The sequence below is a fragment of the Snodgrassella sp. ESL0253 genome, assembly GCF_013344965.1.
Taxonomy (GTDB): Bacteria; Pseudomonadota; Gammaproteobacteria; order Burkholderiales; family Neisseriaceae; genus Snodgrassella; species Snodgrassella alvi_B.
The window spans coordinates 43,886-58,119 of sequence record NZ_JAAEDQ010000003.1 but is presented as its reverse complement, the minus strand read 5'-3'; the positions used below and the strand labels follow the sequence as shown (position 1 = coordinate 58,119).

Here is a 14,234-nt window from a genome sequence, read left to right as displayed (position 1 = left end):
GGTCATGCCGTTAAAAAATGCGCCTGTAGCCTTGATATGATGATAAGCATACTTCCGGTTTGCCAGTATTCACAGGCCTGTTTCAGGGCAATTGACCAAAAGAATATTATAACAGAAAACCAGCTTTTTTTCAGCTGGTTGTTATATTTAACATGATGTTTTGGCTGATTTTTATTTATGGATAATAATGCTGAATGTAAATAATAAACGGCCGTAAACCAGATTAGGCTGTTGTGAAAACAGCAGGCTGGTTTACGGCCGTAGCTAAGTGATTGTATGAATAACGCTTAAATACGCATTGGCATCACAATATATTTAAAATTGGGGTTGTTGGGGATAGTAAACAGGGTGGAGCGGTTTGCATCGCCAAAAGCTAGCTGCAAGTCTTCCGCATGTACATTGCGCAATACATCCATCAGATAGTTGATGTTAAAACCTACTTCCAGTGTATCGCCCTGATAGGCAATTTCCAGTTCTTCGCGTGCTTCTTCCTGTTCATTGTTGTTACAGGTAACACTGAGCAGGCCGGGCTGGATTTGCAGGCGGGCACCGCGGAATTTTTCATTGGCCAGAATGGCTGCCCGTTCCAGTGCGCCCAACAGCTCGCTACGATTGGCTAGGAAGATTTTATCGTTATCTAATGGAATAACACGGTTGTAGTCCGGGAATTTACCATCTACCACTTTGGAAACGATAATGGTGTCATTGCAGCGGAAACGCACCTGATTATTCAAAAGTTCAATGGTTATCGGCTGTTCGGGGAAGGTGAGCAGCTTAAACAGCTCCAGTACGGTTTTACGGGGCAGAATCACTTCGGCTTTAGGCAAATCTGCTTCGATATTGCAGGCAGCATAGGCCAGACGGTGCCCGTCAGTGGCTACCAGACGCAGCTGATTGCCTTCGGTTTGCATCAGCAGGCCGTTAAGGTAATAACGGATATCCTGAATAGCCATGCTGTACTGTACCTGTGACAGCATTTCGCGGAACATTTCCTGTGGCAGGGTAAAGGTGGCATCGACATTTTCGCCAACGCTCATCAGCGGGAAGTCTTCTGCTGGCAGGGTTTGCAGATTAAAGCGGCTTTTACCGGCTTTCAGCACCAGACGGTTGTTGTTCCAGTCTAGTGACACTATGGCACCAGCAGGCAGGGCGCGCAGGATGTCTTGTAGTTTTTTGGCATTGGTGGTGATGCGAAAATCTTCTGCTTCACTTTTTGGCCCTACGGTATCAATCTGAATTTCCAGATCGGTGGCCAGAATTTTGATTTGCCCCTGATGGTTATCCAGCAATACATTAGACAGTATCGGTAAGGTGTGGCGACGCTCAACAATACCGGTTACGGCTTGCAGCGGTTTGAGCAAACTGTCGCGTTCTGCTTGTAAAATCAGCATATTCTGTTCCTTGGTTTAATCTCGCAAAATCATCATTAAGGTTTCATACGCTTTGGTTGTTTCGGCATCATCTTTACGGAGTTTGGAGATGCTTTTTACCGCGTGCATGACCGTTGTGTGGTCGCGGCCACCAAATCCGCTACCAATAGCGGGTAAACTAAGTGGAGTAAGTTCTTTTGCTAATGTCATGGCCATCTGGCGCGGACGAGCCAGAGTGCGGGTACGTTTCTTGCCCACCATGTCACTAATGGTGATGCCATAAAACTTGGCTACAGTGTTCTGGATGTGTTCCAGAGTCATGGGTTTGTGATTGACTGCCAGAATATCCTGTAATGCTTCTGTGGCCAAGCCCACATCAATCGGACGGCTGGCAAAACGGCTTTGTGCGACTACACGCTTGAATGCCCCTTCCAGCTCGCGCACATTGCTGCGGATATGCTTGGCAATAAAAAACGCGGCTTCGTCTTCCAGTTTTACCTGTGCCAGCTCGGCTTTTTTCTGCAAAATAGCAACACGCATTTCCAGTTCTGGCGGTTCGAGCTCCAGACTCAGCCCCCAGGAAAAACGTGATTTCAGGCGGTCATCCATGCCATCAATATGGGTAGGCAGGGTATCACAGGTAAGGATAACCTGTTTTTTTTCGTCAATTAAATGATTATAGACGTAAAAAAACTCTTCCATGGTACGGTCTTTGCCGGCAATAAACTGCACATCATCCATGATAAGCAAGTCTACCTGCTGATATTGCTGGCGCATGGCATCAAAGGATTTGGCATGGAATGCATTCATAATGCCGCGGATAAATTCATCGGCATGAATATAACGTATTTTTACTTTGGCATCAGTAGCAAAAAGCTGGTTGCCAATTGCCTGTACCAGATGGGTTTTACCCAGACCGGTACTGCCATAGACGAAAAACGGGTTGTACATGCTGTTGCCGGGATTTTCTGCGATAGACAGGGCGGCGGCATGAGCCAGACGGTTACCTTTACCCTGTACCAGAGCAGCGAAAGTGTGCTCGGGATTCAGATTGGTTTCGGTATAGCGGGATTTTTTACTGTTTTCATGTGCTGAATCTGATGCGGTTGCTGGTGCAGCCACTTCGTGTTTTTCTGCTTTGGCCGGTTTGGTATTGCTGCTTTCGCCATTGTCAGCAGGGCTACTATCGCTTTTAGACTGGCTGTGACGCAGTCGCTTGGCGATGATGTCCTGAGCAGATTCAGTCCGTTTTGGTGTGGCACGTGTTTTAGGTGTCACCTCGGGAGTTGCTGCGTCTGTTTCTGGTTTGGCTGCTGGCGGATTCTCAGTCACCGCTGTAGCCGGTGGCGTAACCGCGGCAGGAGCAGGGCTGGCTGCGACGTTTAGCGGTACTGCATGTGTGGCCGCCTGCAAGGATTGTCCCTGGCCGATTTTCAGAATTAATGGTATGTTTCCATCCGGCAGGATAGCCTGTCTGGCGCTTTCGACAGATGGCCAGAAACGTTCGCGGATATGATTAAATGTAAAGGTATTACGCGCAAAAATTACCCAATTGCCATTTTCCTCGCCTACGGTTAACGGAGCAATCCACATCTGGTATTGCTGGGAGGGCAGGCTCTGTTTTAATTGCAATAGGCACTGTGGCCAAAATTCTGTCAGGGTCATGCGTGAAGCTTAAATTTGTCTGTCAATCGGGACGGGCTAAAGGCTGGAAGTAAAAAGTGCCTATTATGCTAATTATACGCAATAAACAGATTTCTGACCATGATTTGCACTTTATGTTAAAGCAGTTGCCATAAAGCTTTGCTGTAGATTATATTGATTGACAAAGTGCTGTTCTTGTTGTGTAATGCCACGTTTTATTTAAAGTTAATTCGGGAATAAATTATGAAACGTACTTATCAACCATCCGTTACCCGTCGCAAACGCACTCATGGCTTTCTGGTTCGCAGCAAAACCCGTGGCGGACGTGCTGTACTGGCTGCCCGTCGTGCCAAGGGTCGTAAACGTTTGGCTGTGTAAGAACAAGAATGGATTATCATTTTGGCAAAAAATATCGCCTATTAAAAACGGATGATTTTTCATCCGTTTTTGCGTTACGTTGCCAAAAAAGCCGTGCCTGGATTCAGGTATTTCAGGCACGCAATGCTTTAGGTTTCCCGCGTCTGGGGCTGATAGTTGCCAAAAAAGTGGCCAGACGTGCCAACCGGCGCAATTACATGAAACGGGTGTTACGGGAATGGTTTCGCCTGCACCGGCATGAATTGCCGCCGGTCGATATAATCATTCGCATACGCCAGCCTTTCCAGCATAAGGATTATGCTGGCGTTGTCAGAACTTTACAGCAGTTGCTTGTGGCAACTGACGGGTGTAAAACAACGTCGCAATGAAATATTTATTGCTGGGTCTGATCCGGTTTTACCAGTATGCCATTAGCCCGCTGCTGCCACCACGTTGCCGATATAGCCCGACCTGTTCGCAATATGCAGTACTGGCGCTGCAAAAATACGGGGTATTTAGGGGTAGCTGGCTGGCGCTAAAGCGCATTTGCCGCTGTCATCCATGGGGTGGTTGCGGTCATGACCCACTTCCTTAGCGAACACACACGGAATACACTATGGATTTCAAACGATTACTGATATTTTTTGTGCTGACCATGGCAATTTTGCTGGGTTGGGAAAAGTTATACCCACAACCCGAAAATCAGCCTGCAACACAACAAACATCATCCACCAGCAATGCTACTTCTACCGATGTGGCTGCTGAAGGTGCATTGAGTAAAACGGATCCGGTAACGGTTACCACCGATACCGTTAAGGCAATTATTGATGAAAAAAGCGGTGATTTACGCCAGCTCACACTCAATAAATACAAAGCTACCAGTGATGCCAGTAAGCCTTTTGTGTTGCTGGATAACGGTGCTAATGGCCATCAGTATATTGCCCAGTCGGTGTTATTAAACCGTCAGGGTGACTATCAGTTTAAAAACCTGACATTTACTGCTGCACAAAAACAGTACACGCTTAATGGTGACAAACTGGATGTGCGTTTGACTGCTGCGGAACAAAATGGCGTGCAGGTTAGCAAAATTTACACCTTCACCAAAGGCAGCTATCTGATTGGGCTGCGTTATGAAATTGCCAATCACAATGCCCAGCCACTGCAAATGGATGTGGCCTATCGTGTGTTGCGTGATGACAAGGAACCGGAAGGTAGCGGTTATTTTGACCATACCTATACTGGCCCGGTGTTGTATACCCCGAATGGCAAATTTGAAAAAGTAGCCTTTAAGGATTTGGACAGTGATTACGCTTCCGGCCGCGATCAGGCAGATTATCAGCGTAAGACTAACACTGGCTGGATCGGCATGACCCAGCATTACTTTATGACCACATGGATTCTGCAACCTAAAGAGGGTAGCAGTGTTTGTGGCAGCAGTGACTGTCGGATTGATATCCGCAAACGCAGTGATGGCCTGTATTCGGCTGGTGTGCGCGTGCCGTTAAAAGATATTGGTGCCAATGCTACCGGCAGCTTTGGTATTTCTCTGTATGCTGGTCCGCAGATTTATTCAGTGATTACCAAAGTTGCTGATCACCTGCAGATGATTAAAGACTACGGTAAAGTATCGCTGTTCTCTTCGCCTTTGTTCTGGCTGCTGAATTGGTGGCATGGTTTGGTGCATAACTGGGGCTGGGCGATTATTCTACTGACACTCACCGTAAAAGCGATTCTGTTTCCGCTTACCCATGCATCGTATAAATCGATGGCCAAGATGCGTGCTGTGGCGCCACGCCTACAGGCATTGAAAGACCAGTACGGTAACGACCGCATGCGCATGCAGCAGGAAATGATGTCGCTGTACAAAAAGGAAAAAATCAATCCGGTAGGCGGTTGTTTGCCAATGCTGTTGCAGATTCCGGTGTTTATTGGTTTGTATTGGGCGCTGTTTGCTTCGGTAGAATTGCGCGGTGCACCATGGATTGGCTGGATTACCGATCTGGGACGTCAAGACCCTTATTTCATCCTGCCTGTGCTGATGGCGCTAACTATGTATCTGCAAACATTCATGAATCCGCCGCCAACAGACCCAGTTCAGGCAAAAATGATGAAAATCATGCCGGTAGCGTTTTCAGTGATGTTCTTCTTCTTCCCTGCTGGTTTGGTACTGTACTGGTTGACGAATAATATTCTGACTCTGGCACAGCAATGGTTTGTCAACAAACGCATTGAACGGCAGGCGAAGCTGCATCGTTCACTGGATGTATAAATTAGCTGATAGCAAAAAGCACTTCATTTTGAAGTGCTTTTTTTGTAGATAAGCCTGATTAGTGCTTTGCAGATTATTGACTCACACCAGCATACAGATTTGGATGTCATTATGGTTTGCTAGTCGTAGGCAATGACACACAACACACCTAGTCCCATGCAAACAGTGATGATTACCAGAGAAGCTTTACAAAAATTGGAGCGGTTAGGATTATCATTTTCACCAAATGCCCATATTAGCATCATAATTAGATTGATTATAGGAATACACAGGATAATCAGGCTGATTAGCCAGTCGACTGTTGACATAACCGGAGCTGTTTGTGCTGAAGACTCTCTATCGTATTTGTATGAATTTGTAGCCATATTATTAACCTTGATTATATTTTTGAAGTTTCATGAAATTATAATATAAAGGCAGGTATTTATATTATAAATAACAAAAACGGACGGTTTAATTGAAGATGCTCTGGTAATTAATGATGTCGGCTTCTGCGCTAGCTGAAACAGGAATAGTTTAGATGATATGTGGCCATTTGATTGCATTGGGGGACTCAGATTTTTATACTGCATCCGTAGTAAGACATCTGCAAATTTTGAAACTCGGCCAGTTCTCGGCCAGTTTATGAGGAGAAGCGTCTGCCTAATCAGGTCTTATTGGTAACTTTAGATTTAAAATAAAAAAGCACTTCAGTTAAAAGTGCTTTTTTATATACCTTGTATTTTTGATGTATTAAAACTGATTCAGTTATTAATATTAGGTATGCTAAATCATATATAACAAATCAGAATTTCTGATTTGTTATCAAGAATATGAATTAATTAGCAGGTATAGAGCTGGCCAGAATACTTCCAAATACTGCCATGAGTGCAAACCATAAGATTATTCCAATTACCATTAGTATTAAATAGGCTTTGCAGAAGTTGGCGCGATTAGGATTGCTATTGCCACCAAAAGCCCATACTAGCATCATAATTAGATTGACAAGGGGAATGCAGAAAATAAGAAGCGTGATTAACCAGTCGCCTACAGACATGACTGAGCTAGTGTTACCAGAAGAGGTGCTAATATTAGAGTTTGTTTGGTTTGACATATTTAATTAATTTGATGGTTAATAAATGTAATTTATTTTACCATGGTTGTAAATATAAATAAATATGCTATGAAAAAATTTGGTTTGCTGGTTTACAGGCCTGATTGATTAAATTGCACTGCAATCAGTCAGGCCTGATTCAGCAATTACTGTACGTAGGTTGTAGTTTGCTGTGTAGTCATGGTTTGCGCCTGCGGTGCCGGATTTACCCGGATTTCCACACGCCGGTTTTTCGCACGGCCTTCAACTGTGGCATTGCTGGCAATCGGACTGGCCGAACCATAACCAGTCGCACTGATACGGTTATAAGCCACACCACGTGAAGTCAGGAAACTGGAAACTGCCTGAGCACGGCGTTGTGACAGAGGAATGTTGATGCTGTCATTACCTGTGCTGTCTGTATAACCAGCGATGCTGATAGTGGTTTCCACATATTTAGCCAATACTTCGGCTACAGATGACAGGGAAGAAGTAGCGGAGCCGCTTAATTCTGAGCTATTGGTAGCAAAAGTTACATTTTCAGGCATAATCAGTTTAATCTGATCACCATCGCGCTGAACATCAACATTGGTATTGGCCAATTTCTGGCGTAACAGTTTTTCCTGATAATCCATATAGGCACCAATACCGGCACCAACAGCGCCACAACCCAGCGCTGCGTTGCGTGCACCGCGGCTGTTATGCGTAATCGCGCCTACAATGCCGCACACGGCAGCACCGCTTAAGCCATATACGGCAGTTTTGCTGGCATGTGACTGGCCAGTAGTTGGATCAGTAACGCAGCCGGTTAAGGCCAGAGTGGTAGCGGCTGCCAGTGCAGCCAATGGTTTCATAATAGTCATACTTACTCCTTCTCTTTAAAACTTGTTTTGGTTCCCACGATTAATGTTTTATGTCATCTGTAGCAGAAAAGCAAGTGAGACACCCGGCTTAGAGGGTTATACACATAAACAGAAAAAGCAGTACTATCTGTATGCAAAAAGTATTTTTTTGGTTTAAAACTGCTTTAGACGACAACTTATACTGCGCTATATTACAATTCAGACTACTGTAATCGTGCTTTTAGGCTCTCTGGCTCTTGAAAATAGCTAGTTTAACCTTATACAAATAAATTACCCGGGTACAGTGCTACCATTCAGTTAATTTGGAAACAGACATGCTCAGCTTGTATAACACCTTAACCAGAACCAAACAGGAATTTACACCGATTAATCCGCAACAGGTGCGCATGTATGTGTGTGGTATGACGGTTTATGATTATTGTCATCTTGGCCATGCACGGGTAATGATTGTATTTGATGTGGTAGCACGCTGGTTGCGTGAACTGGGTTATCAGCTAGATTATGTACGCAATATCACGGATATAGACGATAAAATCATTGCTCGTGCCAATGAGCGAGGCATCAGTATTACCGAGCTTACAGATTTCTATATTCAGGCCATGCGTGAAGATGCGGCGGCTTTGGGCGTACTTGCGCCAGACCATGAACCACGCGCCACCCAGTATATAGCGCAAATGATAGCCATGATTGAAGACATCATTGCAAATGGCAAAGCATATGTGGCTGATAACGGCGATGTTTTTTATGCAGTGCGTGAATATCCGCCCTATGGGCAGCTGAGTGGAAAAAGTCTGGATGATCTGCGTGCCGGAGAGCGGGTTGATGTTGACGGGCATAAGCGTGATCCGCTGGATTTTGTGTTATGGAAAGCCGCCAAGCCGCATGAACCTGCGTGGGACAGCCCATGGGGACGCGGTCGCCCGGGATGGCATATCGAATGTTCTGCCATGAGCAAGGCTCTTTTGGGCAAAAAATTTGATATACATGGTGGTGGTGCCGATTTGCAGTTTCCGCACCATGAAAATGAAATTGCCCAGAGTTGTGGTGCCGAAAAACAGGATTGTTGTGATGAGCAGAATCACTTTGCCAGCCATGTTAAATATTGGTTGCATAATGGTTTTATTCGTGTGGATAATGAAAAAATGTCCAAATCTCTTGGAAACTTCTTCACTATCCGCGAAGTGTTGCAAAAATACGATGCTGAAGTCGTGCGTTTTTTCATTCTGCGTGCACATTACCGCAGCCCGTTAAATTATTCTGATGCTCATCTGGATGATGCCAAAGGTGCGTTAACCCGTCTGTATACTGCCCTGAAAAATACGCCGGCAGCAGACATAAGCGTGCATGCGCAATTAAATGATTATACGCGTCGCTTCTATGCAGCCATGAATGATGATTTCGCTACTGTGGAAGCAGTAGCTGTTCTGTTTGAACTGGCCAATGAAATCAACAAAACTCATGATGCTGAACTGGCGGGATGCCTGAAAGAGCTGGCCGGCTTGCTGGGTTTATTGCAACGTGAGCCTGAAGCTTTTTTGCAGGGTGAGGTAGGTGAAAAAGCGCAGGGGTTGGATAACGCGGCAATTGAGGCATTGATTGCCGCACGACAACAGGCACGTTCAGAGCGCAACTGGGCAGAATCAGACCGGATTCGCGATGAGCTTACTGCGGCCGGTATTGTGCTGGAAGATGGTGCCAGTGGTACTACTTGGCGCCGTGCCTGAATTGTTCTGTATAAACGGCTGCTTTAGTCAGATGTATAGGTCTTGACAGCAGTGTTACACTGAAAAAAGCAGGATGTAATCAATCGGGCAGCTTCTGCTGTTTTGTGTTTGTCAGCCGGCTTGATGTTGTAGCTGCTATGTGCTGATTCACTTGAAAATCTTACCCATGCGAGTATAATTATCCGATTGCAAACATCCGTTTCAAGAGGTACAGGCACAACCCCTGTACCCGCCAACCGAGGACGATACTATGAATAACAGCATTCAACCAAACTACCACGACGTAACCGTGACCTGCTCTTGCGGCAATACTTTTGTAACTAAATCCGCAATGGAAAAAGATACTTTCAATATTGAAGTATGCTCTGCATGTCATCCGTTCTATACCGGTAAACAGAAAATTGTTGACTCTACTGGTCGCGTGGACAAATTCAACCAAAAATACGGCAATATGTTCAAACGTTAATCATAGTTTGCAACATCTTGCACCTGAAAAGACTGCCCTGAGGGCAGTCTTTTTTATTGGGTAATCTGATATTTGTAATCTGTGCTAATGAGCTGTATCTGCCTGTGCATCTATTAATCAGCAAAAATAGTTTTCTGTGTGATTAATGCATCATCCTATTGATAGCAATTAACGTTGATTCAGAGTCTGATTAAATAATAACCATAACCAGCTTACCAGTATAAATGGCATAGTCAGTACCGGTATGGCAAATGGCTTGAACAGCGTGGCTAAGGCTGCCTGAGTAAATACAGTTAGTATAATTCCAAACACAATATAAAGACTGGTTTTAACATCCTGATTACTGCTGAAAGTGGCCAGCGTAATAGCAGTTAAAATAGCATTAAAAGAGTAGAGTCCCTGAGAAATGATAGCTATCTGACCGCCGTACAACACCGCAACACCAATTGCAAGTACAGAACCGGCCAGCGCGTAAATAGCTATTCTGAGTGAGTTGATTGCTAGCCCTGTTAAAAAAATTATTCCGGCTAGCGTGCTGTTAAATAAAAATACCTCAGCAATGCCGAGAATACTATCTGGAACAAGGTGCAGCAGATTATAGCCCGAAATCTGTGCCTCAGATGTGGCGAGTGGCGGATAGAGTGTGAGCGCAGATAATGATGGTGCGGCCAGTAAAAACAGCCATGTAGTCAGTACAAAAGGTATAGTCAGGCAGGGTAAACACCATTGCTGTAATATCGTATTGAATGCCTGTGTAATAAATACCGATAATATGGCGGCCAGCACGATACTGCACCATAAATATAGCGAATTTTCGCAGAAAGTAGTTAATGCAATACCAATCAGACAGGCATTAAAACCATAAATTCCCTGCTGCCATGCTTTGCGGTTAAGCTGATACAGATACGCCGCTGCATTGGCAGAGATAACGGCCAGCAAACAGGCTAGGCCAATTTGTGGCTTGCCCGCACTATAGCCACCAAGTATCACACCTACCAGAAAAATCAGCCCGGAAAGAGGATTATTCTGCAACATAACCTGCCCGTAGCTGCGCAGAATAGCATCAATAAACAGGTAAAGCCGGTTGGTATTGGTTAACTCATGCCAGTGCTGGCGTACAAATTGCATTTTCATCCGCATTTCTCCTTTTTTATTTTTTCACTTTGGCTGGTCAGACAAGTTGCCTTCAATAGCCATGACGATAAAGGTTTAAAATAATTATAAAAGAGAATGCGTGCTATTTGGAACTAAGTGAGCTGGTTATATAGTTTTCCCAGCTTTACTGCATATCTCACATAGGAAATCACGCTTCTCGGTACAATATTCATATTTACGTGATGTTATCTTATTCAATAATGCATGAGATTTTCGCTTAATAAATATTTATCTGGTAAATTGTGGCCGTTGTCTAACCTTGTTTTTAAAGGATAGCCATGATATTCAGCACAGTTTGGGCAGATAACGGGTAGTACTACCCGCCGGTAAACTAACCACAATATCAATGCCTAACACCTCACGATTAAAGCCATCTGTCACATTGAATGTTCTGAATCTGTATTGATGTCGACTACTGTTACACATAAAATCCATTGACCAACACTCACCTTGCTTATTGACTGCCGATAACCAGTCCCGACTTTGTGGTGGTATGTATTTTCAAGCTTTACCTTTGAGATTAAGTTATAACTCACAGTACAATCTGGCTATCCTATAAAATAGATATAAATTGGTGTTCAGGCATTTTTTATATTTAAATTCCCTTTGGGTTACTAGAAAGAATTTTCTACTTTGAGCAGTACTATTTTAAGGAATACGTAGCCTGCCAGTGCGTAAATAGTTATTCAGAGTAAGTTGATTACCAATATCTGACTAAAAATTATTCCTGCCAGCGTGCTGTTGCATAAAAATACGCCAGCAAAGCCAAGAACCTTATCAGCTGCAAAATACAGCAGGTTAAATATCATTGTAGTGATCAGGCTAGCGGTTTTCTTCAAACTTAATTTCAGATTAAAATATCAATTAGAATTTAAAATAGTTAAAAAAATCCATTGGTATTATATAAGTTTAAATTAAATTCGATAGGTTTAGAAAATTATACAAGTATTAATTAAAAGAAATATTATGAAAAAACTTGTTATTTTATTTAAACAATGATAATAATAATATTTTTATAATTTACTAAAACGGAATAACTATGAAAGTTTTAAAGACAATAACACTGATGTCAATGAGTCTGGTGCTCTTTGGCTGTGACAATTCGAAATCAGCAGATGCAAATAAAGCCAGTAGTGATATAGCACAATCAACTGAAAAATCAGAGCTTGGTAAAATTCAGGATGCGTATATTAGCGATGCTAAGCGGTATCTTCCTAAAAAAGTTGATTCAAATTCCAATCTGGTTGATATCTATAAAGAGAATGATACGATTAATTATAAATATGTCATGGATATAAATAAAGATGAGCTAGATTTGCCCGGGACTAAAAAAATTACTACTAGTAACCTGAAACAAGTTTATTGTGGTACCAATCCTGAGCTTGTCAAATTCAGAGAGTCATTCGCAAATGGTGTTAACCATTATTATTATATAAAAGATAAAGAAATATTTAGTGTGCATCTTTCACTTTCTGATTGTGAAACAAAATAAACTGAAATAATTGGCTTGATAGTGTAATCAGATAGCAAATACGACAGCAGGGCACTAAGCCCTGTTTTCATGCATTAATACTATTCAATGCCTTATCTTGTGTTTTAGATATTAAAAATAGAAATACAGTTGCCAACAACAGGTATGCAGTGGGAACTAAAAAGTGTGAATCATTATACTTTTAACCATTAATATAGTGCCTTTTCACACAAAGGGGTTAAGACAGTATCGAGCAGGCAGGAATCAAAATTGTTAATGCTAAGCTTTGCGGTTAGGCTGATACAGATACGCCGCCACATTGGCAGAGGTAACGGCCAGTAAACAGGCCAAACCAGTCTGCGGCTAGCCGGCACTATGGCCGCCAAGCAATACGCCTACCAAAAAAATCAGCCCGGAAAGAGAATTAGTCTGCAACATAAGCTGCCCGTAGCTGCGCAGAATAACATCAATACACTGGCAAAGATGATTGGTATTGGTTAACTTATGCCAGTGCTGGCGTACCGATGGCATTTTCATGTGGATTTCTCTTTATTAATTTTCACCTTAACCAGATACCAAAGTTGCCATCAACAATATGGATACAATAATAGAATATGTATCCAAAATACAAACGGTGTTTGTTCTGGCAGCAGCGTAATTATGGGCACACCATCGGTATCCATAGCATAACCAGACTTTTTGTATCGGCACAACTAATGACAATAGGGGGATTATCTATGCTATTGTTCAATTATTGGCCTGTAAAGTGCCATTCACAGGACTGTTGAATCTGGAATTAGTCTTGTCACCGGATTTTGTATGATAAAAATATTTAGCAGGAAGAATGCATGCAACCACAACTGAATTCAGTAGGTACCCCCTTATTTTACGGCGTATTTATCGCCATTGTGATTGTTATGATTGCGATTGATATGTTCACGCTGAAAAAAGAGGGTGTACATCGCGTTAGTACAAAAGAAGCCCTGCTGTGGACAACTGTATGGATTGCTGTTTCTCTGGGATTTGCTGCCTGGCTGTATTTTGAACTGGCACATAATCCTGCGTTTGGTTCGGAAGTAGCTGCGGATTCGGTAATGGATTTTCTCACGGGCTATGTGCTGGAAAAATCGCTATCAGTCGACAATATTTTCGTATTTGTATTGATATTCAGTTATTTCAAGGTACCGGCTGAATATCAGCATCGGGTTTTACTTTTTGGGGTACTGGGGGCGATTGTTCTGCGCGCCATTATGGTGGCTTTAGGTGCGGTGCTGGTTAGCCGTTTTGAGTGGGTATTGTATCTGTTTGGCGTATTTCTGCTTTATAGTGGTATTAAGCTGATGCTGCCGGAAAAGGCTGAGGATAAAGGCTTGGCTGATAATCCACTGGTGCAATGGCTACACCGGCATATGCGCGTAAGTGAGCAGTTGAATCGGGAGAAGTTTTTTACCGTTGAAAACGGCCAGCGCATGGCTACTCCCTTGCTGCTTACTTTGGTTGTGATTGAATTAAGCGATGTGGTATTTGCCGTTGACAGCATTCCGGCTGTCTTTGCGGTAACCACCGATCCGTTTATTGTTTTTACTTCCAATATTCTTGCGGTACTGGGATTGCGCGCAATGTACTTTTTGCTGGCCAATGTGGTAGAAAAATTTATCTATCTTAAATACGGGCTGGCGGTGGTATTAACCTTTATCGGCGGCAAAATGCTGGTTGCCAAGTGGTGGCATATTCCTTCTTTTGCTTCACTGGCAGTAGTATTTAGTGCCTTACTGATTGCCATACTTGCTTCATGGTGGAAAACCAGACAGCAGCCGGATACTCATTAAAACAATACACTACA

15 protein-coding genes are annotated in these 14,234 nt (G+C 43.3%); 8 read left to right on the top strand and 7 right to left on the bottom strand.

Going from position 1 to position 14,234, the window contains the following annotated elements:
- Window positions 1–287: 287 nt before the first annotated feature.
- The gene (gene dnaN / locus GYX26_RS03465) at window positions 288–1,391 is read right to left on the bottom strand and encodes a DNA polymerase III subunit beta (RefSeq protein WP_174828089.1); all 1,104 of its coding nucleotides are present in this window, start codon (window positions 1,389–1,391) and stop codon (window positions 288–290) included.
- A gap of 15 nt (window positions 1,392–1,406) precedes the next feature.
- Window positions 1,407–3,035, bottom strand: a complete 1,629-nt coding sequence (gene dnaA / locus GYX26_RS03460) for a chromosomal replication initiator protein DnaA (RefSeq protein WP_174828087.1) — start codon at window positions 3,033–3,035, stop codon at window positions 1,407–1,409.
- Window positions 3,036–3,257: 222 nt separating this feature from the next.
- Here dnaA and rpmH point away from each other — a divergent pair, with 222 nt between their 5' ends.
- From rpmH to yidC, 4 genes are read left to right on the top strand one after another with little or no spacing between them, the layout of a single operon-like run.
- Window positions 3,258–3,392 carry a 50S ribosomal protein L34 gene (gene rpmH / locus GYX26_RS03455; protein ID WP_004283944.1) on the top strand — a complete coding sequence of 45 codons (135 nt, stop codon included), beginning with the start codon at window positions 3,258–3,260 and terminating at the stop codon, window positions 3,390–3,392.
- Window positions 3,393–3,400: 8 nt separating this feature from the next.
- On the top strand, window positions 3,401–3,760 hold the full coding sequence (gene rnpA / locus GYX26_RS03450) for a ribonuclease P protein component (RefSeq protein WP_100090957.1): 360 nt from the start codon (window positions 3,401–3,403) through the stop codon (window positions 3,758–3,760).
- The gene (yidD, locus tag GYX26_RS03445) at window positions 3,757–3,966 is read left to right on the top strand and encodes a membrane protein insertion efficiency factor YidD (protein ID WP_100090958.1); all 210 of its coding nucleotides are present in this window, start codon (window positions 3,757–3,759) and stop codon (window positions 3,964–3,966) included. The genes rnpA and yidD overlap by 4 nt, the downstream gene beginning before the upstream one ends.
- 21 nt (window positions 3,967–3,987) lie before the next feature.
- A complete protein-coding gene (yidC, locus tag GYX26_RS03440) occupies window positions 3,988–5,640 on the top strand; it encodes a membrane protein insertase YidC (protein ID WP_174828085.1) in 1,653 nt (550 codons plus the stop codon).
- A 119-nt stretch (window positions 5,641–5,759) separates the two neighbouring features.
- Here yidC and GYX26_RS03435 read toward each other — a convergent pair whose 3' ends face one another.
- Together GYX26_RS03435 and GYX26_RS03430 are read right to left on the bottom strand one after the other, a co-directional pair.
- On the bottom strand, window positions 5,760–6,005 hold the full coding sequence (locus GYX26_RS03435) for a hypothetical protein (RefSeq protein WP_100090960.1): 246 nt from the start codon (window positions 6,003–6,005) through the stop codon (window positions 5,760–5,762).
- Window positions 6,006–6,879: 874 nt separating this feature from the next.
- A complete protein-coding gene (locus GYX26_RS03430; RefSeq protein ID WP_174828083.1) occupies window positions 6,880–7,575 on the bottom strand; it encodes an OmpA family protein in 696 nt (231 codons plus the stop codon).
- A 314-nt stretch (window positions 7,576–7,889) separates the two neighbouring features.
- Here GYX26_RS03430 and cysS point away from each other — a divergent pair, with 314 nt between their 5' ends.
- Window positions 7,890–9,299, top strand: a complete 1,410-nt coding sequence (gene cysS, locus GYX26_RS03425; protein WP_174828081.1) for a cysteine--tRNA ligase — start codon at window positions 7,890–7,892, stop codon at window positions 9,297–9,299.
- A 250-nt stretch (window positions 9,300–9,549) separates the two neighbouring features.
- The gene (gene rpmE / locus GYX26_RS03420; protein WP_100090964.1) at window positions 9,550–9,765 is read left to right on the top strand and encodes a 50S ribosomal protein L31; all 216 of its coding nucleotides are present in this window, start codon (window positions 9,550–9,552) and stop codon (window positions 9,763–9,765) included.
- Between the two features lie 168 nt (window positions 9,766–9,933).
- On the opposite strand, the gene GYX26_RS03415 is transcribed toward rpmE, so the two are convergent.
- Window positions 9,934–10,899 (bottom strand): urea transporter, encoded by a 966-nt coding sequence (locus GYX26_RS03415; protein WP_174828079.1) that lies wholly within the window; start codon window positions 10,897–10,899, stop codon window positions 9,934–9,936.
- A gap of 306 nt (window positions 10,900–11,205) precedes the next feature.
- Window positions 11,206–11,355: a hypothetical protein gene (locus tag GYX26_RS03410; protein WP_174828077.1), complete on the bottom strand. Its 150-nt coding sequence runs from the start codon at window positions 11,353–11,355 to the stop codon at window positions 11,206–11,208.
- 604 nt (window positions 11,356–11,959) lie between these two features.
- Between GYX26_RS03410 and GYX26_RS03405 the strand changes: the two genes are divergently transcribed.
- A complete protein-coding gene (locus GYX26_RS03405) occupies window positions 11,960–12,412 on the top strand; it encodes a hypothetical protein (protein ID WP_174828075.1) in 453 nt (150 codons plus the stop codon).
- Between the two features lie 342 nt (window positions 12,413–12,754).
- On the opposite strand, the gene GYX26_RS03400 is transcribed toward GYX26_RS03405, so the two are convergent.
- Window positions 12,755–12,928, bottom strand: coding sequence for an urea transporter (locus GYX26_RS03400; RefSeq protein ID WP_144235420.1), 174 nt, complete (start codon window positions 12,926–12,928; stop codon window positions 12,755–12,757).
- Window positions 12,929–13,239: 311 nt separating this feature from the next.
- Between GYX26_RS03400 and GYX26_RS03395 the strand changes: the two genes are divergently transcribed.
- Window positions 13,240–14,220 (top strand): TerC family protein, encoded by a 981-nt coding sequence (locus tag GYX26_RS03395; RefSeq protein ID WP_304944910.1) that lies wholly within the window; start codon window positions 13,240–13,242, stop codon window positions 14,218–14,220.
- Window positions 14,221–14,234: the final 14 nt, after the last annotated feature.

Bases quoted from the DNA above. Each gene is read 5' to 3' on its own strand.
- dnaN (WP_174828089.1), bottom strand. From the start codon at position 1,391: ATGCTGATTTTACAAGCAGAACGCGACAGTTTGCTCAAACCGCTGCAA.
- dnaA (WP_174828087.1), bottom strand. From the start codon at position 3,035: ATGACCCTGACAGAATTTTGGCCACAGTGCCTATTGCAATTAAAACAG.
- rpmH (WP_004283944.1), top strand. From the start codon at position 3,258: ATGAAACGTACTTATCAACCATCCGTTACCCGTCGCAAACGCACTCAT.
- rnpA (WP_100090957.1), top strand. From the start codon at position 3,401: ATGGATTATCATTTTGGCAAAAAATATCGCCTATTAAAAACGGATGAT.
- yidD (WP_100090958.1), top strand. From the start codon at position 3,757: ATGAAATATTTATTGCTGGGTCTGATCCGGTTTTACCAGTATGCCATT.
- yidC (WP_174828085.1), top strand. From the start codon at position 3,988: ATGGATTTCAAACGATTACTGATATTTTTTGTGCTGACCATGGCAATT.
- GYX26_RS03435 (WP_100090960.1), bottom strand. From the start codon at position 6,005: ATGGCTACAAATTCATACAAATACGATAGAGAGTCTTCAGCACAAACA.
- GYX26_RS03430 (WP_174828083.1), bottom strand. From the start codon at position 7,575: ATGACTATTATGAAACCATTGGCTGCACTGGCAGCCGCTACCACTCTG.
- cysS (WP_174828081.1), top strand. From the start codon at position 7,890: ATGCTCAGCTTGTATAACACCTTAACCAGAACCAAACAGGAATTTACA.
- rpmE (WP_100090964.1), top strand. From the start codon at position 9,550: ATGAATAACAGCATTCAACCAAACTACCACGACGTAACCGTGACCTGC.
- GYX26_RS03415 (WP_174828079.1), bottom strand. From the start codon at position 10,899: ATGAAAATGCAATTTGTACGCCAGCACTGGCATGAGTTAACCAATACC.
- GYX26_RS03410 (WP_174828077.1), bottom strand. From the start codon at position 11,355: ATGGATTTTATGTGTAACAGTAGTCGACATCAATACAGATTCAGAACA.
- GYX26_RS03405 (WP_174828075.1), top strand. From the start codon at position 11,960: ATGAAAGTTTTAAAGACAATAACACTGATGTCAATGAGTCTGGTGCTC.
- GYX26_RS03400 (WP_144235420.1), bottom strand. From the start codon at position 12,928: ATGAAAATGCCATCGGTACGCCAGCACTGGCATAAGTTAACCAATACC.
- GYX26_RS03395 (WP_304944910.1), top strand. From the start codon at position 13,240: ATGCAACCACAACTGAATTCAGTAGGTACCCCCTTATTTTACGGCGTA.